This window comes from Salmonella sp. SA15303 (assembly GCF_029962125.1).
Classification (GTDB): Bacteria; Pseudomonadota; Gammaproteobacteria; order Enterobacterales; family Enterobacteriaceae; genus Salmonella; species Salmonella enterica.
Window position 1 is genome coordinate 3,275,006 of record NZ_CP123924.1, and the last position, 20,827, is coordinate 3,295,832.

18 protein-coding genes are annotated in these 20,827 nt (G+C 53.4%); 8 read left to right on the forward strand and 10 right to left on the reverse strand.

Translation table 11 applies throughout. From position 1 onward, the window contains the following. Nucleotides 1-56 precede the first annotated feature (56 nt). The 3 genes from rihA to hscC all read left to right on the forward strand — a co-directional run bounded on the left by rihA (nt 57) and on the right by hscC (nt 4,017). Nucleotides 57-992, forward strand: coding sequence for a pyrimidine-specific ribonucleoside hydrolase RihA (gene rihA / locus QEN31_RS16170; protein WP_001207428.1), 936 nt, complete (start codon nt 57-59; stop codon nt 990-992). A gap of 31 nt (nt 993-1,023) precedes the next feature. Then, nucleotides 1,024-2,262 (forward strand): hypothetical protein, encoded by a 1,239-nt coding sequence (locus QEN31_RS16175; protein WP_000498891.1) that lies wholly within the window; start codon nt 1,024-1,026, stop codon nt 2,260-2,262. Between the two features lie 75 nt (nt 2,263-2,337). Then, nucleotides 2,338-4,017 (forward strand): molecular chaperone HscC, encoded by a 1,680-nt coding sequence (gene hscC, locus QEN31_RS16180; RefSeq protein ID WP_099949693.1) that lies wholly within the window; start codon nt 2,338-2,340, stop codon nt 4,015-4,017. 21 nt (nt 4,018-4,038) lie between these two features. On the opposite strand, the gene QEN31_RS16185 is transcribed toward hscC, so the two are convergent. Genes QEN31_RS16185 through QEN31_RS16200 form a run of 4 tightly spaced genes read right to left on the reverse strand, consistent with a single transcriptional unit; the run spans nt 4,039 to nt 8,352 of the window. Continuing rightward, nucleotides 4,039-5,511 carry a J domain-containing protein gene (locus QEN31_RS16185; protein ID WP_001017750.1) on the reverse strand — a complete coding sequence of 491 codons (1,473 nt, stop codon included), beginning with the start codon at nt 5,509-5,511 and terminating at the stop codon, nt 4,039-4,041. After that, nucleotides 5,508-6,203, reverse strand: coding sequence for a DUF1266 domain-containing protein (locus QEN31_RS16190; protein ID WP_099949694.1), 696 nt, complete (start codon nt 6,201-6,203; stop codon nt 5,508-5,510). Before QEN31_RS16190 ends, QEN31_RS16185 begins: the two co-directional genes overlap by 4 nt. 11 nt (nt 6,204-6,214) lie before the next feature. Beyond that, nucleotides 6,215-7,648 carry a J domain-containing protein gene (locus QEN31_RS16195; RefSeq protein ID WP_000845203.1) on the reverse strand — a complete coding sequence of 478 codons (1,434 nt, stop codon included), beginning with the start codon at nt 7,646-7,648 and terminating at the stop codon, nt 6,215-6,217. Continuing rightward, nucleotides 7,645-8,352 (reverse strand): DUF1266 domain-containing protein, encoded by a 708-nt coding sequence (locus QEN31_RS16200; RefSeq protein ID WP_001669181.1) that lies wholly within the window; start codon nt 8,350-8,352, stop codon nt 7,645-7,647. The genes QEN31_RS16195 and QEN31_RS16200 overlap by 4 nt, the downstream gene beginning before the upstream one ends. Nucleotides 8,353-8,476: 124 nt before the next feature. Here QEN31_RS16200 and QEN31_RS16205 point away from each other — a divergent pair, with 124 nt between their 5' ends. Then, complete coding sequence (locus tag QEN31_RS16205; protein WP_099949695.1) at nt 8,477-9,472, forward strand: tetratricopeptide repeat protein; 996 nt, start codon at nt 8,477-8,479, stop codon at nt 9,470-9,472. 38 nt (nt 9,473-9,510) lie between these two features. On the opposite strand, the gene QEN31_RS16210 is transcribed toward QEN31_RS16205, so the two are convergent. The 5 genes from QEN31_RS16210 to QEN31_RS16230 all read right to left on the reverse strand — a co-directional run bounded on the left by QEN31_RS16210 (nt 9,511) and on the right by QEN31_RS16230 (nt 14,606). Next, complete coding sequence (locus QEN31_RS16210) at nt 9,511-9,984, reverse strand: zinc ribbon-containing protein (protein WP_001044884.1); 474 nt, start codon at nt 9,982-9,984, stop codon at nt 9,511-9,513. Between the two features lie 92 nt (nt 9,985-10,076). Then, entirely contained in the window at nt 10,077-12,005 is a 1,929-nt protein-coding gene (locus QEN31_RS16215; protein ID WP_001044182.1) for a sigma-54 interaction domain-containing protein, read from the reverse strand. Nucleotides 12,006-12,072: 67 nt separating this feature from the next. After that, nucleotides 12,073-13,026, reverse strand: coding sequence for a 2-keto-3-deoxygluconate permease (locus tag QEN31_RS16220; RefSeq protein WP_000694477.1), 954 nt, complete (start codon nt 13,024-13,026; stop codon nt 12,073-12,075). A gap of 49 nt (nt 13,027-13,075) precedes the next feature. Next, a complete protein-coding gene (locus tag QEN31_RS16225) occupies nt 13,076-14,248 on the reverse strand; it encodes a UxaA family hydrolase (RefSeq protein ID WP_001670689.1) in 1,173 nt (390 codons plus the stop codon). A gap of 16 nt (nt 14,249-14,264) precedes the next feature. Beyond that, complete coding sequence (locus tag QEN31_RS16230) at nt 14,265-14,606, reverse strand: UxaA family hydrolase (protein ID WP_001574029.1); 342 nt, start codon at nt 14,604-14,606, stop codon at nt 14,265-14,267. A gap of 236 nt (nt 14,607-14,842) precedes the next feature. Between QEN31_RS16230 and leuS the strand changes: the two genes are divergently transcribed. From leuS to nadD, 4 genes are read left to right on the forward strand one after another with little or no spacing between them, the layout of a single operon-like run. Next, complete coding sequence (leuS, locus tag QEN31_RS16235) at nt 14,843-17,425, forward strand: leucine--tRNA ligase (protein WP_001157918.1); 2,583 nt, start codon at nt 14,843-14,845, stop codon at nt 17,423-17,425. A 14-nt stretch (nt 17,426-17,439) separates the two neighbouring features. Then, nucleotides 17,440-18,030, forward strand: coding sequence for an LPS assembly lipoprotein LptE (gene lptE, locus QEN31_RS16240; RefSeq protein ID WP_001269947.1), 591 nt, complete (start codon nt 17,440-17,442; stop codon nt 18,028-18,030). After that, complete coding sequence (gene holA / locus QEN31_RS16245) at nt 18,030-19,061, forward strand: DNA polymerase III subunit delta (protein ID WP_000620491.1); 1,032 nt, start codon at nt 18,030-18,032, stop codon at nt 19,059-19,061. Before lptE ends, holA begins: the two co-directional genes overlap by 1 nt. 1 nt (nt 19,062) lies before the next feature. Beyond that, nucleotides 19,063-19,704, forward strand: a complete 642-nt coding sequence (nadD, locus tag QEN31_RS16250) for a nicotinate-nucleotide adenylyltransferase (protein ID WP_001518902.1) — start codon at nt 19,063-19,065, stop codon at nt 19,702-19,704. Here nadD and cobD read toward each other — a convergent pair. After that, on the reverse strand, nt 19,679-20,773 hold the full coding sequence (gene cobD, locus QEN31_RS16255) for a threonine-phosphate decarboxylase CobD (RefSeq protein WP_001173255.1): 1,095 nt from the start codon (nt 20,771-20,773) through the stop codon (nt 19,679-19,681). The two genes, nadD and cobD, sit on opposite strands and share 26 nt — an antisense overlap. Between the last annotated feature and the right edge of the window lie 54 nt (nt 20,774-20,827).

Below are 20,827 nucleotides of genomic sequence, written 5' to 3' on the forward strand. Positions count from 1 at the left end.
AACGTATCCAGCCGGGCGTTAACCTTGTCACAAAGTACCGCTTACAAGGAGCCACAATGGCACTGCCCATTATTATTGATTGCGATCCGGGTCATGATGACGCGATCGCCCTCGTTCTCGCCCTCGCCTCCCCTGAACTGGAAGTGAAAGCGATCACCTCTTCCGCCGGCAACCAGACGCCGGAGAAGACCCTGCGCAACGTGCTGCGGATGCTGACACTGCTCAAACGCCCGGATATTCCGGTGGCGGGCGGCGCGGTGAAACCTCTCATGCGCGAACTGATTATCGCCGATAACGTTCACGGCGAAAGCGGCCTCGACGGCCCGGCGCTGCCCGAGCCGTCATTCGCCCCGCAAAGCGGCACTGCCGTTGAGCTGATGGCAAAAACGCTGCGCGAGAGCTCACAGCCGGTCACCATCGTCTCTACTGGCCCACAGACCAACGTGGCGCTGCTGCTGAATAGCCATCCGGAACTGCATACGAAAATCGCCCGCATTGTGATCATGGGCGGCGCGATGGCGCTGGGTAACTGGACGCCCGCTGCGGAATTTAATATTTACGTCGACCCGGAAGCGGCAGAAATTGTCTTCCAGTCAGGCATTCCGGTGGTGATGGCCGGGCTGGACGTCACTCATAAGGCACAGATTCACGCCGCCGATATCGAACGCTTTCGCGCCATCGGTAACCCGATTTCCACCATCGTCGCCGAACTGCTGGACTTCTTTATGGAGTACCACAAAGACGAAAAATGGGGATTTGTCGGCGCACCGCTGCACGACCCGTGCACCATCGCCTGGCTGCTCAAGCCCGAGATTTTCACCACCGTTGAGCGTTGGGTCGGCGTGGAAACCCAGGGGAAATACACCCAGGGGATGACGGTGGTGGATTATTATTTCCTGACGGGGAATAAGCCGAATGCGACGGTGATGGTCGATGTAGACCGCCAGGGATTTGTCGATTTGCTGGCGGAACGGCTGCAATACTACGCATAAAGCGCAAAGTAGAATCCAGGGATGAACAGCGATGTTTTGGCGTAACAATAGACCTGAAATCAGCCTGCTACAGCACGATGTAGCCCATATTACGTTTTCAGTACGTAACGGAAAAGCATTGCTTCGTCCCAGCGTTATCCACGATCCCGACTCTGACGCCGGTATTCATACGCTTTCCTGGCATGGCTCGCCGCTGATTCGTTTTTACACTGAAGCCTGGTGCCCGACCTGCGCAGAATTTGTTTATGCCGGTTTTAGCAATGATGATGAAGGCGCCGCGGAGTTTTTATCCTCACTTGCCGAGTGGAATCAGCCAGGAGTCGGGTTGAACGAAGCATTTACCGCCCTGACGCCGCTGTTTTCACTCTTTGCCGATGGCTATTACCGACTGGAGGAACGCGAACTTTATCCCACAGATGGCAACGGACATTTTTTCTGGGCGGTGGGTAACGAAAAACAACCGAATCCCGCGACCACAGGGCAGTGGATTGCTGACGTGGACTATCACTACCAGTCCGGCGAACCCTGTTTTTTACTGCCAGGCCAGCCCCCATCGCGATTTAACCCACAACGCGCCGGGTATTATCGCGATAAGCCAGAGAGCCACGCGCTGGCCTGGTATATGAATGACAGCTGGCTTTGCGTCCTGCTTGATGGTCACCATAAAGCCACCGCCGCCGCGCTGGAAGGCCGGCCCGTGAAGACCTGGGTCATCAGCCAGCCGGTGGCGATGACATGCTACGAGACGCGACAGCAATGCCTGCGATTTTATGACGGCGAGCGCCTGGAAGAAGCCCAGTTTCAGCGCCGCATCCCCCTGAAAATACAGTACGAAAAACTACCGCCATCCCTTTGGGAGGATTACTTTACTCGCCATGACGAACGTTATACCCGCGTCAACTGGCCGAACGCATTGGCTAACTGCGCAACGCATTATCCCGATCTTGCGGCCTGCGCAGATATTATTGCCGCAGGCGATTTGAGCGAAGCCGGCCTCAACAAAATCATGGCGCAAGGGATCACCGAAGAGGGATTTCCCGCCGTACTGTTACGCGCGCTGTTTTATACCCATTCTCCCTTGTTGATTGATTTTGTCCGTTTTCTGACTCGCGCACCCGGTTATGCTTGCCACTACCCGCTGGCGTTTCGTTTACTGGCCCAGAAACGCACGCCACAGGCCGATGCTTTTTTCCTCGATTTCGCCATCAATGATGACGGCGAGCGCCCGGAGTTGACGAACATTATGGATGAATACTTTCGCCAGGCGTGACATTGATAAAGATCACCACGCCAGAGGGTGGTGTTCTTTATTCTATAAACTCTCTTTCCCGATAAATTAAACGCAATGGATAATGCAACGTTAGCGATTGGTATCGATCTCGGCACCACTAATAGTTTAATCGCCGTCTGGCAAGACGGAGCCGCACAATTAATACCTAATAAATTTGGTGAATATTTAACACCATCCATAATTAGTATGGATGAAAATAAACAAATTCTGGTGGGAAAACCTGCCGCAGCCCGTAAAACATCTCATCCAGATAAAACCGCTGCCTTATTTAAACGCGCAATGGGCAGTAATACTCACTGGCATTTGGGTGAAGAGTCGTTTAATGCGCCGGAATTATCTTCGCTGGTTTTACGCTCGCTGAAAGAAGATGCGGAAGACTACCTTCAGCAGCCAATCAAGGATGTCGTGATCTCGGTTCCGGCTTATTTCAGCGATGAGCAGCGTAAGCATACACGCCTTGCCGCTGAGCTTGCGGGGTTAAACGCCGTGCGCTTGATCAATGAACCCACGGCGGCGGCAATGGCTTATGGCCTGCATACGCAGCAAAATAGCCGTTCGCTGGTTTTCGATCTGGGGGGCGGAACCTTTGATGTGACCGTTCTGGAATACGCTACGCCGATTATCGAAGTTCACGCCTCCGCTGGCGATAACTACCTCGGCGGCGAAGATTTCACGCATTTGTTGCTTGATGAAGTGCTGAAACGCTGGAACCTCGATAAATCAGCGCTGACGGATAGCGATCTGGCTGCGCTGTATGCCTGTGTTGAAGCCGCAAAATGCGCCAGCAGCTCCCCGCTGCGCATGAGCTGGCTTTATCAGGAGAGCGTTCTGGAAAGCACGTTTTATGACGATGAGCTGGAAGCCCTGTGGCTACCGTTGCTCAACCGGCTGCGCACGCCCATTGAGCAGGCGCTGCGCGACTCCCGACTCAAACCGGAGCAAATTGACAGCCTGGTGCTGGTCGGCGGCGCGTCACAGATGCCGCTGGTGCAACGCATCGCGGTGCGCTTATTCGGTAAATTGCCCTATCAAAGTTACGATCCCAGCACCATCGTGGCGCTTGGCGCCGCAACTCAGGCCGCCTGTCGCCTGCGCCATGAAGACGTTGAAGAGGTGATCCTCACGGATATCTGCCCCTACTCGCTGGGCGTGGAAGTCAACCGACAGGGAGTGCCTGGTATTTTCTCGCCCATCATTGAACGCAATACCACCGTTCCGGTGTCAAAAGAGGAAACGTACTCCACCATGCACCCTGAGCAGGACTCTATTTGCGTCAGGGTATACCAGGGCGAAAGCCATAAGGTGAAAAATAATATCCTGATTGATTCTTTTGACGTCATGCTGAAGCCGAACGGGCACATTCAGGCCATTGATATTCGTTTTAGCTACGATATTAATGGTCTGCTGGAAGTTGACGTGCTGCTGGAAGACGGCAAGAGTGAATCCAGAATCATCAGTCACAATGCCACCTCACTGACGACGCAGCAAATCGACGCCAGCCGCGAGCGGCTGCTGGCGCTGAAAATTTATCCCCGCGATATGCTGATTAACCGGACGTTTAAAGCACAGTTAGAGGAGCAGTGGTCACGCGCGTTAGGCGATGAGCGCGAAATGCTGGGGGAGATTATTACCGATTTCGACGCGGCCCTGCTGTCTAATGATATGCAGCGTGTCGATGACGTACGCCGTCGCGCCTGTGAATATCTGGGTATTGACGAGCCGAAAGCGCCGTAACGGCGCTTTCACTACCCCTGTTCAGAAAAAATGGAAGAATCGATTTAACGCGCAGACAATCAACGCGATCAAACCGACAATCTTCATGATTTTCATCACCCCGCCAGATTCCGCCTGACGGGGTGCTTCGGTTTTCGCTTCAGAAGACAATTTTGTCTCTTCTTTCTCAGCCGCCAGCCTGAGCTCTTCCGCCAGCTCCTTTTTGTCACGAATATCGCCTGGCTTCATGGCGATTTTAGATGACAATGCCTGCGTTATCAGCGCCTCCAGCGGACAGGATTGCCCCTCCTCCAGCCGGATCAGCAGGCGAAAAAAGGGCTTTTCTTTGGGAAACGCTTCCAGCACCACCTGCTCCGCCGTCCGGTACAGATCCAACAGCGGCGTTTCGGGTTCCCCCTGGGTACTCAGCCGTGAATTTGCCCACGCCATCGCTTTTCGCTTATAAAACAGGGAGTCAACAAATGAACGCCCCAGCGGTGATAACCTACCGCTGTGCAAAATGTCGGCCCACAGTAAACGCGTGCGCGCGCTTTCACCGGGGACATATTCGGCATCCGCCATACAGCGCGCTTCGACCGCCATCACCGCCAGCGGGAAGAAATCAGGCCGATGCTGGCGGCACCAGCCCAGCAACAGGTCGTCCGCCTGCGTGGAGGGATAACGCTGCCAGAAATCGCAAAGGTCGGCCAACAGGCTTTCCCCTTCACCGCAGAGCAAACGCTGTTTGCACAGGTAATAGTGCGCATCTTCGTTATCCGGCTCCGCGGCCTGCCAGCGACGAGCAATATCGACCAGTTCCGCCATGCCCCACTGCTCGGCGCTAAACCAGTGTAATAGTTTACGATGCAGCTGTTTATCATCGGGAATTATCCAGGCGCCCTGAACCTGTAGAGCGTCGGCAAAATGTTCGGGATAAAAGCGCCAGATATGCTCAAGCTTAAAAAAGTAGGCGTCAGTTTGGTCTTGAACAACAAGAGGCAATTTGGCCAGACTTAGCAGATCAAACGCATCGCCCCGCTTTACGGTCTCCAGAAATGCTTCCAGCTCTTCTCCATCAGCATCATCTTCTGCTTCCTGCGGCTGCCAGTTCAGACGCTGCGCCAACAATGCCAGGCAAGACAGCGAGATCGTTTCCGTTTTCATGGCGATGTCGCACAACTGCCAGCGCAGCTTATCTATCTCATCCATTGAACACTGGTTCAATTGCTGAATAAATTTCTGCCATGCCGAGGGCTGAAAGCGATCGCGCTCTGATGCCAGCAATTCCCTGAACGCCACCAGTATTTCATGTTCGTCGCCCACCTCTTCCATTTTTGCGTCCTCCGCAGGCGAGGCGGCCCAGTGCTGCGCTTCTTCATAGGCCTGGCGCAATCGCTTAAAACCCTGCGGATCGCTCTCAGGGTGGAATGAGGGCAACAGGGCAAGATAAGCCTGACGGATACATTCCAGATCGGTGGTAGGTTCAATGCCCAGGATTTCCCAACAGATATTCATAAATCGCTCACTCCTTTAAGCGTTTCCGGGCATGTCGGTTGTTCGTTGAGCGGACGCCACGGTAGCTGCGCATAATAACTCTCTGTCGTAGAGGCCAGTTCATTAAACATCCGCGCGCCTGAAGCGTCGTACTTTAGGTGAGCGAAATATGCCTGTATGGTGTCCTCTTTAGCCTGCCAGTACAGCCGACCCAACGAATAGGCGGCAAAATATTGCGTCCAACCGTCGTAAAAATAGTACGCCCGCGCATAGATACGCGATTGCAGCCACAGGCTTTCCTCTTCCGTCAGCCATTGATTCAACACCCCCATCCGGCATAAAAACCCCATACGCACATAGTCCCAGGCTTTAATGCCTCCGCGCCCGCAGCATAGTGCGGTTTCGGCAACAAATCGCGCATAAATCTGGCCCTGCTCGCCAAACTGCGCGGTAAATTCGCGCCATTGACGAGGAGATAGCGTAAACCAGCGGATATAAAAGGGAGCCAAATCTGCCGCATGACCATCGTCCGTCATCCGATAGATGGTTTGAATAAGATCTTCACGGTTATCAATCCCCCATGAATCGGAGAGATCGACAGCAGGAATTCCGGTATACATTGCTGGAGAGGTATGCGAAGGCTCATTGCCGATATATAGCACCTCCATCGGCGTGGAGAGCGCAAAAAGTAAATATTGTTCTTCCTTGTCCATATTCGATATCCCTAATGCATAAACTGGCGTAATACATGGCCGACAACGCCAATAAATAAAATGATTTTAATCACCTGCCAGAGGCCAAAGCCGCCGCCAGATTCCTCCGTACTCGGCGAAGTCACCGTCGTCACCGGTTCTTCATCTGCGACTACAGCTTCACACGGTGTGGCGACAGCCGCAGCCCGCCCCAGCAACCCGCGAATAACCAGCGCTTCCAACGGGCAGATATCCGGCGCATCAAGCTTCGTTACCAGACTCTGTAACAATGCCGCTGACGGCTCCTCGGCGCACGCCAGGCTATCCGCCACCTGATACAACAGCCAGTATGGATGCTGGCTATGCGCCTCACTCACCGCTGGCGCGCCATAATTCAAACGCCGCGCAATAAAACTTTCGCTTAGCGGCGATAATGCGCCGCTGTGCAGCGCCTCGGCCCACAGCAAGCAGGAACGAGCGCTTGAGCCGGGAATATACAGCAGCTGTTCAGCGTTAATATCCACCTGCTCACGCCCCTCAACCGCCATCACCAGCAGCGGGAAAAAGTCCGGTCGATGCTGACGGCACCAGCGCAGCAACAGATCGTCAAGCTGGGTAGAAGGATGCGCCCACCACTGCGCGTAAAGTTCTGGCAGCAGGCTATCGCCTTCACCGCAAAATACGCGCTGGGCTAAGTAGTAATAACCCGGCGTTGCGTTATCGGGTTCGGCTTCCTGCCATGCCAGGGCGACAGGCAGCAGCTCCGCAATACCCCAGTGCAAGGTGCTGAACCAGCGTAACAGACGTCGTTGAAAGCGTAGATTGTCCGGGATAATCCACGGGCCGTGCTGGGCCATAAGTTGGGCGAAATAGAGAGGATGCTCGAAAAAGGTGTTGTCCAGGGCATCATAAAAAGCAATGGTCTGGTTTTGTACCGCCACTGGCAAATGCAGCAATAGCGAATAATCAAACAGGTCGCCACGGCGGATTTCAAACAAAAGATCCTCCACCTCCTCGGCATCGACATCTCGATTATCACTCCCCTGTTCCCAGGCCAGGCGATCTGACAGCAGTTTCAGACACGAGTACGAAATAGGAAAGGTCTTCATCGCGATAGCGCACAGCCACCAGCGCGATTTTTCGACCTGTGAAATCGATAATTTATTGATCTGTTGGATAAACTCCTGCCATGCCTGCGGCTGAAAGCGCCGTTCGCCATCCGCCAGCAAATCACCGAATATCTCCCTGAGATAATTCACCCACGGGGTATCGGGATCCTCATCAACCACCGTAATGGCGGGCGATGTTGTCCCCTGCAATGCATTCTCATAGGCTTCTCGCAATTGCTTAAAACCCTGCGGATCGGTTTCCGGATGAAATGACGGCAGCAGCGCCAGATAAGCCTGACGAATGGCGTCGGTATCCGTGGTGGCCTCAATGCCAAGGACTTGCCAACAGGTTTTCATAGATCGCTCACCTCCTGAAGCGTGTCCGGGCATTCAGGGTAATGGGGCAGGTAGCGCCACGGCAGCGTGGCGTAAAAACTGTCCTTCCCGGCGATCAGTTTATTCATCATACGTCGCCCCGCGTCATCAAACTCCTTACGGGCGAATGTCTCGCGTAGCAGCGGTAGGTTATCGCCATTCCGTAACTGCCAGTACAAACGCCCGGTGTAATAAGCGCTGAAGTACGGCAACCAGCCGGAATAATAGCTGAGCGCGCGAAGCTGTATCCGCGACTGCAGCCACAGGCTCTCCTCTTCCGTCAGCCATTCATTGAGCACGCCCATGCGGCAGAGAAATCCCATCCGCACATAATCCCAACTGCGAATACCACCTTCGCCGCAACACACGGCGGTATCAGCGACGAATCGGGCATAAATGCGATCTCCCTCGTCCAGCGCGTCGGTATACTCCTGCCACTCCTGCGGCGCATACCTAAACCAGCGGCGATATAGCCATTCCAGTTGTGTGGCATGACCGTCATCCGTCCTGCGGGAAATGGTCTGAAGCAGTTCATCGCGATTTTCAATACCCCACGACGATTCAAGATCGAAACGTTTTACACCTAAATACATTTTCGGTGACGAATGTGAAGGTAAACAGTCCTCGTTCAATACTTCCATCGGCGAGGAAAGTGCAAAGAGTAAATATTGTGATTCTTTATCCATAATAAATCGCCAAAATATATTCACACCACAAATAAAAACGCAATTGAAAACTAAAATAGAGTACAACAAAGCCAAATCGCAATATATTATTAATCTAAAAAACAATGGCGGGATAAATTAAAAAATGAATCATTCCATAACCAGTCATCCCTGCGACAACGTATCTTTAGCACAATTAACCGAACTGGCGCAGTCAGGAAATAGTGAAGCTCAATATATATTAGGCCGTTTATATAATGACGAACGTATAGATGGCAGCGAAGAGGATAAGCTCTCTTTTTATTGGTTGCAGCAGGCAGCTGAACAAGGACACTGCGAGGCACAATATTGGCTCGGCTTACGATACAAAGACACGCCTACCGACATGAAAGATAATACGCTGGCTTTATTCTGGTCAGAAAAAGCCGCACAGCAAGGACACCGCCACGCTTTCAACACATTAGGCTGGGTTCAGGAAGGAGAAACCGGGATGGCGCCAGATTATGCCCAGGCCGTTGCCTGGTATCGCAAAGGAGCAGAACAGAGCCACAACCTTGCGCAATATAATCTCGGGAGAATGTATCATTCAGGAACTGGCGTAGAGCAAAATGATACACAGGCACTCTACTGGTTTAAACAGGCAGCATTACAAGGCCATTGCGCCAGCCAGGAAAGACTGGCGTATATGTATGGCAATGGGAAAGGATGTCGGAAAAATTTATCCCTTGCCGCCCTTTGGTACAAGAAGAGCGCGCTACAAGAGAGCAGCTACTCGCAATATCAGATGGGCTATTGTTATTACATCGGAAAAGGTATCAAACAAGATAACCAGCAGGCAATATACTGGTTTCGAAAAGCGGCAGACCAGGGTGACGATGATGCCTATAACAGTATCGGCTGGATGTACAAATGCGGTCATGGCGTCGAGCAAAATTATTCGCTAGCACTGGAATGGTTCCACAAATCAGCAGAATGTAACAATTCATCGGGCTGGTACAACCTCGGATGCATGTACAGAGATGGACACGGTACCGCACAAGACCTACAACAAGCGCTCTACTGGTTCAAAAAAGCACAGCCCACGGGCAAATGGAACGTCGATGAAGAGATCCGCAAACTGGAAGCCCAACTGCACGCTTAACATGGCGGACGGCAACCGTCCGCTCACGATAATGAACCTTACGGCTCAAACGGCCTGCGCTGGAACTGATCGTGGCCACACTTCGGGCAGAGCGGCAACACATCCGGCGTGTAAACCGCCAGATGATAGTGGCATTTCTCGCACACCAGATTCCCCAATCCCACCACTTCGCCACTGTGATACACGCCGTGGTGATTCAAATCCTGGAAGACTTCACGCCATTCCAGCTGGGTTTTGTCGGTAATGTCCGCCAATTCCTGCCAGAGACTCTCTTTAATCACCCGTAAGAAGACGCTATCGTCCTGGCTCTCTTCGTAGCTCATGGCGAACTCTTCCAGATCGCGTCTGACAGCGCGCGTCAGTTCGTCCACCTCGGTTCGCGTTAACTCCCCTGTTTGCATCACGCGCTGGCGCGCCTGCTCCACCAGCGCATCAATGTCGCGCTCGCCATTGCGTAAACGCTCGCTTAATGAGGCCACCAGTTCACGGTAATATTGAGCAACCTTGTTCATCACTTCACCTCTTGGATCGTTAACTGCCTATAATAATAGACGTTATTTGCGTTACGCTTTGCAAGGCTGCCCACAGAGTCTGTAAATTCTTGTCAGGCCGACTCGCGTATCCAGCGCGTCAGCGAGGTACGATCGACATTTAACCGTTTCGCCACTAACGATTTATTATCCCTTTCCGCCTCTAATAATTTTCTCAAAATACGCAGGCGAATCGTTTTATAATCGCCAGCCAGCATCTGGCAGTCGTGGCAGGTAGTTGGCTCGCGTCGGCTCCCCTCTTCCAGATCGTCCAGCAAGAGGCGACCCTCATCCAGCGTTGCCGGGGAGTGATCAATAGAGAGTACCAGCCGTTCGATAATATTGCTTAACTGCCTGACGTTTCCGGGCCAGGCGAAGCGCTGAAGCTCTTGCCACAGCGCCGGGGTTAACGTTAGTGCCGGGCGTTTATAATGCTGGCTGAAACTAGTAAGCAGCGACAGGCCGATGGCTTTGATATCCTCCGGACGTTTGCGTAGCGGGATGGTGGTCACTTTTAATACGTTAAGCCGATAGTAAAGATCTTCGCGAAATGTCCCGTCCGCAATGAGCTTCGTTAACGTCTGATTGGTCGCCGCAATCACGCGAATATCAACAGGTATCATCTGGTCTGAGCCCAGCCGCATAATCTGCCGCTCCTGCAATACCCGTAATAAGCGCGTCTGTAGCGGTTTATCCAGCTCGCTAATCTCATCCAGAAAAATGGTACCGTGGTGCGCTAATTCAAACAGGCCTATTTTGCCTTTCGGCGACGCGCCGGTAAATGCGCCGGCGACATAGCCAAAGAGTTCGCTCTCCAGAATCTGAGGGGCCATCGCGCCGCAGTTAATGGCGACAAACGGGCCGTTGACGCGTTGGCTGGCATTATGAATACTTTGCGCCAGCACCTCTTTTCCCGTCCCGCTTTCGCCATTAATTAAGATAGTCGCGTCCGTACCGGCATAATTTTTAATGATCGCCAGACGACGCAGCATTTCCGGGTTTTCGGTAAGCAGATCGTCGAAATGATAGCGGGCGCTCAAGCCGCGGCGAGACAGTTCCTGGCGGCGAACATGATGTTCCGCCCCCTGTAAACTGGAGACGGTTTGCATCGTCAACACTACCCGGCTTAACTGTCTGGCCGCAAATACCGGATACAGATTAACTACCATCGCGCCTTGCGGCGTATCGACGACTTTCGCGCTGACGGTTTTTCCCTCACGTAATGTATGCCGCTCCTGGTGCAATACCTGTTTCAGGAAAGATGCGTCATAAATCTCACCGGAGGCGTTAATTTTAAAAAGTTGGCTCGCATATTTATTGTAATGCAGTAACGCGCCGGTATCATCAAGCGTGATAACAGCTTTATCAAACTGATCGAGAATCAGCTGCAGATGATGACGCTCGAGTAATTGGCTGCGAAAAGCCAGATATAATGAGCGGGCTTCTTCCAGAGCTTCGGTTATTGAGGCGGGGCTGGAATCAAGTAAACGGAATTGCGAGCCCAGCGGTGAAAAATAATCCTGACAAACGGTATCGCCAACAATGCAATCTAATGGCGTGGACGCTAATTGCCGCTTCAGGCAAGAAATCGTTTCTTTATCATTTCCCTGTAAGGTAAAAATTTTATAGTTAATATTTAACTGTTCCGCTACGCGCGCGCATCCTTTGATCACACTGGAAAAGCCGACAATACCGACAGTGCCTTTTTGTCCTTTAAAAGGGATAAGCGCATCAAGAATGTCGTAGCCGGACATTTTAATTTCGACTACCGGTAATTTACTGTGCTTTTTTAATATTTCCGCACATCCGCCACGACTAATCAGTACCTGGTGCCCACGGGACTCTAATAAAGGTAGCTCATCCAGGATACGATTAAGCGTCGTTTGATGAATAGTGACGGCGTAATCCAACTGCGCGACCAGCGCCTCGGCAGCCTTTGCCAGTTGAGGGTAAGGAGAGACAAAACAGAGAGGAGATGCGGCTATATCTTTCGTCTTATTCATCACTCACCATCCTGTTGGTTTATGAACGGGCGAGACCGCCCGTCGTGATTTATTTTCCGCCGAAACGCTAACCGCCTGCGGCGGCTGGGTTCAGTTTACGATCGTAGCGTTTTTTTATCCATACGGTCAGGAAGGGGGCGCACAGAGCGGTAATAATCGTCGAGGCCGCCACCTGCGCCGCCGCCGTCGACGCCAGGTCGGTAAAATGCGGATCGAGCAGCGCGATTGCCGCTGGCGTCGCGACGGCGTTGCCAGAGGTGGTGGAGACCGCCGCGCCTGCCACGCCGCTGCCTCCCGTCAGACGATCGGCGAAAATATTAAAAAATCCGCCAATCGCCACCGTCATGAGTCCCAGTAAAATGCCTGAAGAACCTGCCGTGATAAGTCTTGCGAAATCAATACCGTATCCTAACCCAAAGGCAAAAAAGGGAATCGTTACCACGCTGCCCTGTTTAAGAAACTTGCGCATGTCCTCATCCAGATTACCCAAAATCATGCCAATGATAATGGGAATAATAACCGCCACCAGATTCATAAAGGGTATCGACACCATGCCTGCCGATCCTAACGCCAGCATGGTGAAAAAGGGACCATCGTTCAACGATATTACCGCAATCGCGCCGCCGTCGGTTTCATCGCCGTACTCCCCCACCAACGCGGCATATAACCCACTGTTCGAGTTGGTCATCGCCGAAATAATCGCTAAAGCCGACAGACCTAATAACCCATCCGGGCCGCAAAATTTTCCGACCAGAATGCCAATAATCACGCCGCTGGCAAATTTCGCAAAGGTGATCGCAGCGCCTTTTTTCAGCGCTTTCGGCGCGGCTTTAAACTGGATATCCGCGCCCATACAGACTAAAAACATGCCTAAAATCGCCATTGCGCCATGCGAAATAGAAGTGACAAAACCGCCTATTTCCAGCGCCTCCGGCGCAAAAGTTTTAAACAATGCGCCGATGATTAGCGGTACAACCATCATACCACCAGGAAAACGTTCCAGTGTTTTTTTAATTTTCATAGCTTATTCCCAGGAGATAACCGGACAGCTTGTGCTGCCCGATTTGGTATCAGAACGTCGGCGCGATCTTATAAATAGAGAATTCGTTATGACCTAAATCTTCTGATTTAGTCGTTTTCCCATTCGCGACGCGTAAAATTTCCTGATAAATTTCCTCGCCCATTTGCGTAATAGAAGCCTCGCCAGACATAATGGCGGACACATCAATATCAATATTGTCCTGCATCATTTCCCACGTTGCTTTATTACCCGTAATTTTTATTACCGGCGCTATTGGGTTACCGGCAGGCGTTCCGCGACCGGTAGTAAAAATAACGATCTGCGCTCCCCCCGCCACCATGCCGGAAATAGATTCAATATCCTGCCCCGGGGTATCCATAATCCACAGGCCCGGATGCGTTGGGCTATCGGCATATTCCAGTACGCCCTGTAACGGCGCATGACCCGCTTTATGCATACAGCCTAACGATTTTTCTTCAATGGTAGTCAACCCGCCTTTAATATTGCCCGGCGTCGGCTGTCCCCCGCGAATATCCTCGCCCAGCGCTTTTGCTCGCGCCTCGCAGCCGACCACTAAATCAATAAGCTGTTGACCAACCTCCGGCGTCACCGCGCGTTTCGCCATCACATGCTCGGCGCCAATAAATTCCGTCGTTTCAGAAAGAATTGAGCTTCCGCCGCAGCGTATCAGCTTATCCGAGGCGACCCCGCAGGAAGGGTTAGACGCCAGCCCCGATGTCGTATCTGACCCGCCGCACTCCATCGCCAGCAGCAGCTCGCTAACCGGTGCTTGCTGCGGTTTTTGCATGGAGAGTTGTTGCGCATAATCGCGGGCCAGCGAAATCCCCCGAGCCTGACATTTAAGCGTGCCGCCCTCTTCCTGAATGGTAATGCAGGAGGTCGGTTTGCCAAATGCGGTAATCTCTTCTGCGATGCGCAGCGGCTCCGCGCCTTCACAGCCTAAGCCCACAACCACAATAGCGCCGACGTTGGGATTATTCGCCACATTAATCAATGTCTTTTCCGTCAGACGCGCATCTCCTGCCACCTGGCAGCAGCCAAAATCGTTATTCACCCATGTCGCGCCTTTTACCTGCCGGGCAATATCCTGGGCGACTTTATTCGCACAAACGCTGGTAGGTAAAATCAGTACATAATTACGGATGCCAAAACGGCCGTCAGGGCGGCGGAAACCCAAAAAAGTCTCATTGCTCATAATCATTTTCCCTTGTTTTATATTATTTCCAGTCACCACGTCCGCGTTCACTTTCCACATTGTGGACGTGCACATAGTCGCCACTTTTTATTTCCTGAGTGGCGCGGCCAATGGATTCGCCATATTTATAAACTTCGCCATGAAAAGGCACATCGCAGATGGCGAATTTGTGGCCAAATGGCACATCCTGATGTAACACAACGCTTATCTCGCGTTCGCCAATGAACATTGTGGCGGTTTCGCCAGCCTTGAGCGCCGTAATAGCCGTCGCGACGCAATCCTGAGGGTGAATCACCACTGCATTTTTTTTCACGATTAACTCCTTTGCTTTAGTCCTGTCTTCCCTAATCAAAAGGCGTGCCATTTTTTAACTACATGGTTTATATGACTTTATTTTTATGGGCCGATCTGGCGGTGACAGGAACTGCGGTAATTTGCCTCAGTCGTGTCGCATTTTGCGTCACCTCCTCACGGACGCCTGGCGCGACAAATGTTCTACCCCCTGTTTTGACGTGCGTGTTTGGGCTATGCTATGCGGATCTAAACACCACCTCTAAAGCTACATTTGTAGCTGTATCGAAAACAGGACTACTGGCTGCCATGCAAGAGCAATACCGCCCGGAAGAGATAGAATCCAAAGTACAGCTTCACTGGGATGAGAAGCGCACATTTGAAGTGACCGAAGACGAGAGCAAAGAGAAGTATTACTGCCTGTCGATGCTTCCCTATCCTTCTGGCCGACTACACATGGGCCACGTACGTAACTACACCATCGGCGACGTGGTTGCCCGCTACCAGCGTATGCTGGGCAAAAACGTGCTGCAGCCAATCGGCTGGGACGCCTTCGGCCTGCCGGCGGAAGGCGCGGCGGTGAAGAACAACACCGCGCCGGCGCCGTGGACGTACGACAACATCGCGTATATGAAAAACCAGCTAAAAACGCTGGGTTTTGGCTATGACTGGAGCCGTGAAATCGCGACCTGCACCCCGGAATACTACCGTTGGGAACAGAAGTTCTTCACCGAGCTGTATAAAAAAGGCCTGGTGTACAAGAAGACTTCTGCCGTTAACTGGTGCCCGAACGATCAGACCGTTCTCGCCAACGAACAGGTGATCGACGGCTGCTGCTGGCGCTGCGACACCAAAGTTGAGCGTAAAGAGATCCCACAGTGGTTTATCAAAATCACCGCTTACGCAGACGAGCTGTTGCGCGATCTGGATAAGCTGGACCACTGGCCTGATACCGTAAAAACGATGCAGCGCAACTGGATTGGCCGCTCTGAAGGCGTGGAAATCACCTTCGATGTGAAGGGTTACGATAACACCCTGACCGTCTATACCACCCGTCCAGATACCTTTATGGGCGCCACTTACCTGGCGGTGGCCGCCGGTCATCCGCTGGCGCAAAAAGCGGCGGCGAACAACGCCGAACTGGCGGCGTTCATCGACGAATGCCGTAACACCAAAGTGGCCGAAGCCGAAATGGCGACCATGGAGAAAAAAGGCGTCGACACCGGCTATAAAGCGATTCATCCGTTAACTGGCGAAGAGATCCCGGTCTGGGCGGCAAACTTTGTCCTGATGGAGTACGGCACTGGCGCGGTGATGGCCGTTCCGGGTCACGATCAGCGCGACTACGAATTTGCCTCCAAATACGGTTTGACCATCAAGCCGGTGATTCTGGCCGCCGACGGTTCCGAGCCGGATCTTTCCGAACAGGCGCTGACCGAAAAAGGCGTGCTGTTTAACTCCGGCGAGTTCGACGGCCTGGCCTTTGAAGCGGCGTTTAACGCCATTGCCGATAAACTGGCGGAAAAAGGCGTCGGCGAACGTAAAGTGAACTATCGTCTGCGTGACTGGGGCGTTTCCCGTCAGCGTTACTGGGGCGCGCCGATCCCGATGGTCACCCTGGAAGACGGCACCGTGCTGCCGACGCCGGAAGATCAACTGCCGGTTATTCTGCCGGAAGATGTCGTCATGGACGGCATCACCAGCCCGATTAAAGCCGATCCTGAGTGGGCGAAAACCACCGTTAACGGTATGCCGGCGCTGCGTGAAACCGACACCTTCGACACCTTTATGGAATCGTCATGGTACTACGCGCGTTACACCTGCCCGCAGTATCAGGAAGGAATGCTGGATTCGAAAGCGGCAAACTACTGGCTGCCGGTCGACATCTACATCGGCGGTATTGAACATGCCATCATGCACCTGCTCTACTTCCGCTTCTTCCATAAGCTGATGCGCGATGCGGGCATGGTCACCTCTGACGAGCCGGCTAAACAGTTGCTGTGCCAGGGCATGGTACTGGCGGATGCGTTCTATTATGTCGGCGAGAACGGCGAACGTAACTGGGTTTCGCCAGTTGACGCTATCGTCGAGCGCGATGAAAAAGGCCGCATTGTCAAAGCAAAAGACGCAGCGGGTCATGAGCTGGTCTACACTGGCATGAGTAAAATGTCCAAGTCGAAAAATAACGGTATCGACCCGCAGGTAATGGTTGAACGTTATGGCGCGGACACGGTACGCCTGTTTATGATGTTCGCTTCTCCGGCGGATATGACTCTGGAATGGCAGGAGTCCGGCGTAGAAGGCGCAAACCGCTTTATTAAACGCGTCTGGAAGCTGGTTTACGAACACACCGCTAAAGGTCCTGTCGCGGCGCTGAACGTCGATGCGCTGAGCGAAGATCAAAAAGCGCTGCGTCGCGATGTGCATAAAACCATTGCCAAAGTGACCGATGATATCGGCCGCCGTCAGACGTTCAACACCGCCATTGCGGCGATCATGGAGTTGATGAACAAACTGGCGAAAGCCCCGCAGGAAGGCGAACAAGACCGCGCACTGCTTCAGGAAGCGCTGCAGGCCGTCGTGCGTATGCTTAACCCGTTCACGCCGCACGTCTGCTTTACCTTGTGGCAGGAGCTGGGCGGCGAAGGTGATATCGACAACGCGCCGTGGCCGGTAGCCGACGAGCAGGCAATGGTGGAAAACACCACGCTGGTTGTCGTGCAGGTTAACGGTAAAGTTCGCGGGAAAATCACCGTACCGGTGGATGCTACCGAAGAACAGGTGCGTGAACGTGCAGGCCAGGAACATCTGGTGGCAAAATATCTTGATGGCGTTACCGTGCGTAAAGTGATTTACGTTCCGGGTAAACTCCTCAATCTGGTTGTTGGCTAAGCGCGGGAGGAAGCGTGCGATATCTGGTAACACTGTTGTTATCTCTGGCGGTGCTGGTCACCGCCGGATGCGGCTGGCATCTGCGTAGCACTACGCAGGTTCCGGCTTCAATGAAAACGATGATCCTCGATTCCGGCGATCCGAACGGTCCGCTAAGTCGTGCGGTACGTAATCAGTTACGGCTGAATAACGTAAACCTGCTTGATAAAGACACAACGCGCAAAGACGTTCCGTCTCTGCGGCTTGGAACGGTGACTATTTTGCAGGATACGGCGTCAGTGTTCCAGGACGGCCAGACGGCGGAATATCAGATGGTGATGACCGTCAATGCCTCGGTATTGATTCCGGGCCATGACATCTATCCTATCAGCACGAAAGTGTACCGTTCGTTCTTCGATAACCCGCAGATGGCGTTGGCGAAGGATAACGAGCAGGCCATGATCGTTCAGGAGATGTACGACAAAGCCGCTGAACAGCTGATTCGTAAGCTGACCAGCGTCCGCGCGGCGGATATTCAGGCGACGAAAGAGGAGGCTACCGCCGACAATGAGACGGCGGCGCCCGCCTCTACGCCAGCACGCGTCTCCACTACGCTGAGTAACTAATGATCAGGTTGTATCCTGAACAACTCCGCGCGCAGCTCAATGAAGGGCTGCGTGCGGCATATCTGCTATTGGGCAACGATCCGCTGCTGCTGCAGGAAAGTCAGGACGCTATTCGTCTGGCGGCTGCGTCGCAAGGCTTCGAAGAGCACCACGCTTTTACTCTCGATCCCAGTACCGACTGGGGATCGCTTTTCTCACTCTGCCAGGCGATGAGTCTGTTCGCCAGCCGTCAAACGCTGGTGCTGCAACTGCCGGAAAACGGGCCTAACGCGGCAATGAATGAGCAACTCGCCACCCTGAGCGAGCTGCTGCATGACGACCTGTTATTAATAGTACGCGGAAACAAGCTCACCAAAGCGCAGGAAAACGCCGCCTGGTATACCGCGCTGGCAGACCGTAGCGTTCAGGTCAGTTGTCAGACGCCGGAGCAGGCGCAGCTTCCCCGCTGGGTGGCCGCCAGAGCGAAAGCACAGAATTTGCAACTGGATGACGCCGCGAACCAACTGCTGTGCTATTGCTATGAGGGCAATCTGTTGGCGCTGGCGCAGGCGCTGGAACGACTGTCGCTGCTTTGGCCTGACGGTAAGTTAACGCTTCCTCGCGTGGAGCAGGCCGTCAATGACGCCGCCCACTTTACCCCTTTCCACTGGGTGGATGCGTTACTGATGGGGAAAAGCAAACGCGCGCTGCACATTCTGCAACAGCTACGCCTTGAAGGCAGCGAACCGGTTATTCTGCTGCGCACCCTCCAGCGAGAGCTGCTGCTACTGGTAAATCTCAAACGTCAGTCCGCGCATACGCCGTTACGCGCGCTGTTTGATAAACACCGGGTCTGGCAAAACCGTCGCCCCATGATCGGCGACGCGTTGCAGCGTCTCCATCCTGCGCAGCTTCGCCAGGCCGTGCAGTTACTGACGCGTACAGAAATTACGCTCAAACAGGATTATGGTCAGTCGGTATGGGCAGATCTTGAAGGGCTGTCGCTCCTGCTCTGCCATAAGGCGCTGGCAGACGTATTTATTGATGGGTGATATGAAATCGTTACAGGCTTTATTCGGCGGCACCTTTGATCCGGTGCATTATGGACATCTTAAACCTGTTGAAACGCTGGCGAATCTGATCGGCTTATCGCGGGTGATTATTATGCCTAACAATGTGCCGCCGCATCGCCCCCAGCCGGAAGCCTCCAGCGCGCAGCGTAAATATATGCTGGAGCTGGCTATCGCCGATAAGCCGCTTTTTACGCTGGATGAACGCGAGCTACAGCGAAACGCGCCCTCTTACACTGCGCAAACGCTGAAAGCATGGCGCGAAGAACAGGGCCCCGAAGCGCCGCTGGCGTTTATTATCGGCCAGGACTCGCTGCTTAACTTCCCCACCTGGCATGATTACGACACCATCCTTGATAACACTCACCTGATCGTTTGTCGTCGTCCCGGCTACCCCCTTGAAATGACGCAGGCGCAACACCAGCAGTGGCTGGAACAGCATCTGACCCATACGCCGGACGATCTGCACCAGTTGCCAGCCGGTAAAATTTACCTGGCGGAAACGCCCTGGCTTAATATCTCCGCAACCCTCATCCGCGAACGGCTGGAAAAAGGCGAATCCTGCGACGATCTGTTGCCGGAAAACGTGCTGAACTACATCAATCAGCAGGGGCTATACCGGTAAGCACATTGCGCAGCGCCGCCAGCAGACGCTCGTTTTGCGCAGCGCTGCGTATCGCCACACGATAATAGCGGCTGTCCAGCCCCGGGTAGTTAGCGCAGCTACGGATTAAAATCCGCTGCGTCAGCAACCGTCGCTGCAGATCAATATCCTCTCGCTCACAGCGTAACAACAGATAGTTTGCCCGCCCGGGATAAACCGTCAGCAGGGGGAGCTGACAAAGCGCCTGATAAAACCGGGCGCCCTCCTCCCGTAACCAATGCCAGGTCGCCTGTTGCCAGGCGCTATCCTGTAACGCTACCTCACCGGCAAGCGCCGCCAGCGCGTTAACCGACCACGGCATTTGTTGGCGACGCATCCGCGCCATCGCCGCGTCATCGCTATTGACGAGATATCCCAACCGCAGGCCGGGAATGGCATAAAATTTGGTCAGCGAACGCAGCACCCAGATATGCGGATTATCTTTAAGAGCAGGAATAAAGCCCGTCTCATGCGGAATAAAATCGATAAACGCTTCATCCAGGATCAGGTTAATGTTCAGCGATTTGCAGCGATCGGCAATGGCCTGTAATAACGGCCGCTCCGGCAGCAGGCCGGTAGGATTATTAGGCGTACACAGAAACAGGCAGTCCAGATCGGGCGTCAACGCCTCAAGAATGGCATCGGTAAGCTGCCAGCCATCCGCTTCGCGTAGAGACCAGCGACGAATTTCACAGCCACTTTGCGCCAGCGCCCGGCCATACTCCGCGAAACCTGGCGTGACAATCATTGCACGACGCGGTTTAAGACCGCTCGCCACGGTAAAGATTGACTCCGTCTCGCCATTTCCCGCCAGTATCCACGATGCCGGCACCTGATGATGACGCGCCAGCGCCTGGTGCAAATGAAAATAATCGGCGTCCGGGTAGCGCTCAATGCAGTCCAGATTGTCGATAAGCGCGCGTTTCACGCTGACAGGCATACCCAGCGGATTAATGTTTGCGCTAAAATCCAGTAACTGGTCAGGCGAGATGCCCAACACCGTCGCGGCTTCCCGAATATTACCGCCATGCGCGCTGTTGAATAACGCCATTATGCCTCCAGCCAAAAAACGCTATTTTAGTGAAAAAAACGTTGCGCAATCAGG

Bases quoted from the DNA above. Each gene is read 5' to 3' on its own strand.
- leuS (WP_001157918.1), top strand. From the start codon at position 14,843: ATGCAAGAGCAATACCGCCCGGAAGAGATAGAATCCAAAGTACAGCTT.
- QEN31_RS16200 (WP_001669181.1), bottom strand. From the start codon at position 8,352: ATGGATAAAGAATCACAATATTTACTCTTTGCACTTTCCTCGCCGATG.
- cobD (WP_001173255.1), bottom strand. From the start codon at position 20,773: ATGGCGTTATTCAACAGCGCGCATGGCGGTAATATTCGGGAAGCCGCG.
- rihA (WP_001207428.1), top strand. From the start codon at position 57: ATGGCACTGCCCATTATTATTGATTGCGATCCGGGTCATGATGACGCG.
- QEN31_RS16215 (WP_001044182.1), bottom strand. From the start codon at position 12,005: ATGAATAAGACGAAAGATATAGCCGCATCTCCTCTCTGTTTTGTCTCT.
- QEN31_RS16205 (WP_099949695.1), top strand. From the start codon at position 8,477: ATGAATCATTCCATAACCAGTCATCCCTGCGACAACGTATCTTTAGCA.
- holA (WP_000620491.1), top strand. From the start codon at position 18,030: ATGATCAGGTTGTATCCTGAACAACTCCGCGCGCAGCTCAATGAAGGG.
- QEN31_RS16185 (WP_001017750.1), bottom strand. From the start codon at position 5,511: ATGAATATCTGTTGGGAAATCCTGGGCATTGAACCTACCACCGATCTG.
- QEN31_RS16190 (WP_099949694.1), bottom strand. From the start codon at position 6,203: ATGGACAAGGAAGAACAATATTTACTTTTTGCGCTCTCCACGCCGATG.
- QEN31_RS16225 (WP_001670689.1), bottom strand. From the start codon at position 14,248: ATGATTATGAGCAATGAGACTTTTTTGGGTTTCCGCCGCCCTGACGGC.
- QEN31_RS16195 (WP_000845203.1), bottom strand. From the start codon at position 7,648: ATGAAAACCTGTTGGCAAGTCCTTGGCATTGAGGCCACCACGGATACC.
- QEN31_RS16230 (WP_001574029.1), bottom strand. From the start codon at position 14,606: ATGGCACGCCTTTTGATTAGGGAAGACAGGACTAAAGCAAAGGAGTTA.
- QEN31_RS16220 (WP_000694477.1), bottom strand. From the start codon at position 13,026: ATGAAAATTAAAAAAACACTGGAACGTTTTCCTGGTGGTATGATGGTT.
- QEN31_RS16175 (WP_000498891.1), top strand. From the start codon at position 1,024: ATGTTTTGGCGTAACAATAGACCTGAAATCAGCCTGCTACAGCACGAT.
- hscC (WP_099949693.1), top strand. From the start codon at position 2,338: ATGGATAATGCAACGTTAGCGATTGGTATCGATCTCGGCACCACTAAT.
- nadD (WP_001518902.1), top strand. From the start codon at position 19,063: ATGAAATCGTTACAGGCTTTATTCGGCGGCACCTTTGATCCGGTGCAT.
- QEN31_RS16210 (WP_001044884.1), bottom strand. From the start codon at position 9,984: ATGAACAAGGTTGCTCAATATTACCGTGAACTGGTGGCCTCATTAAGC.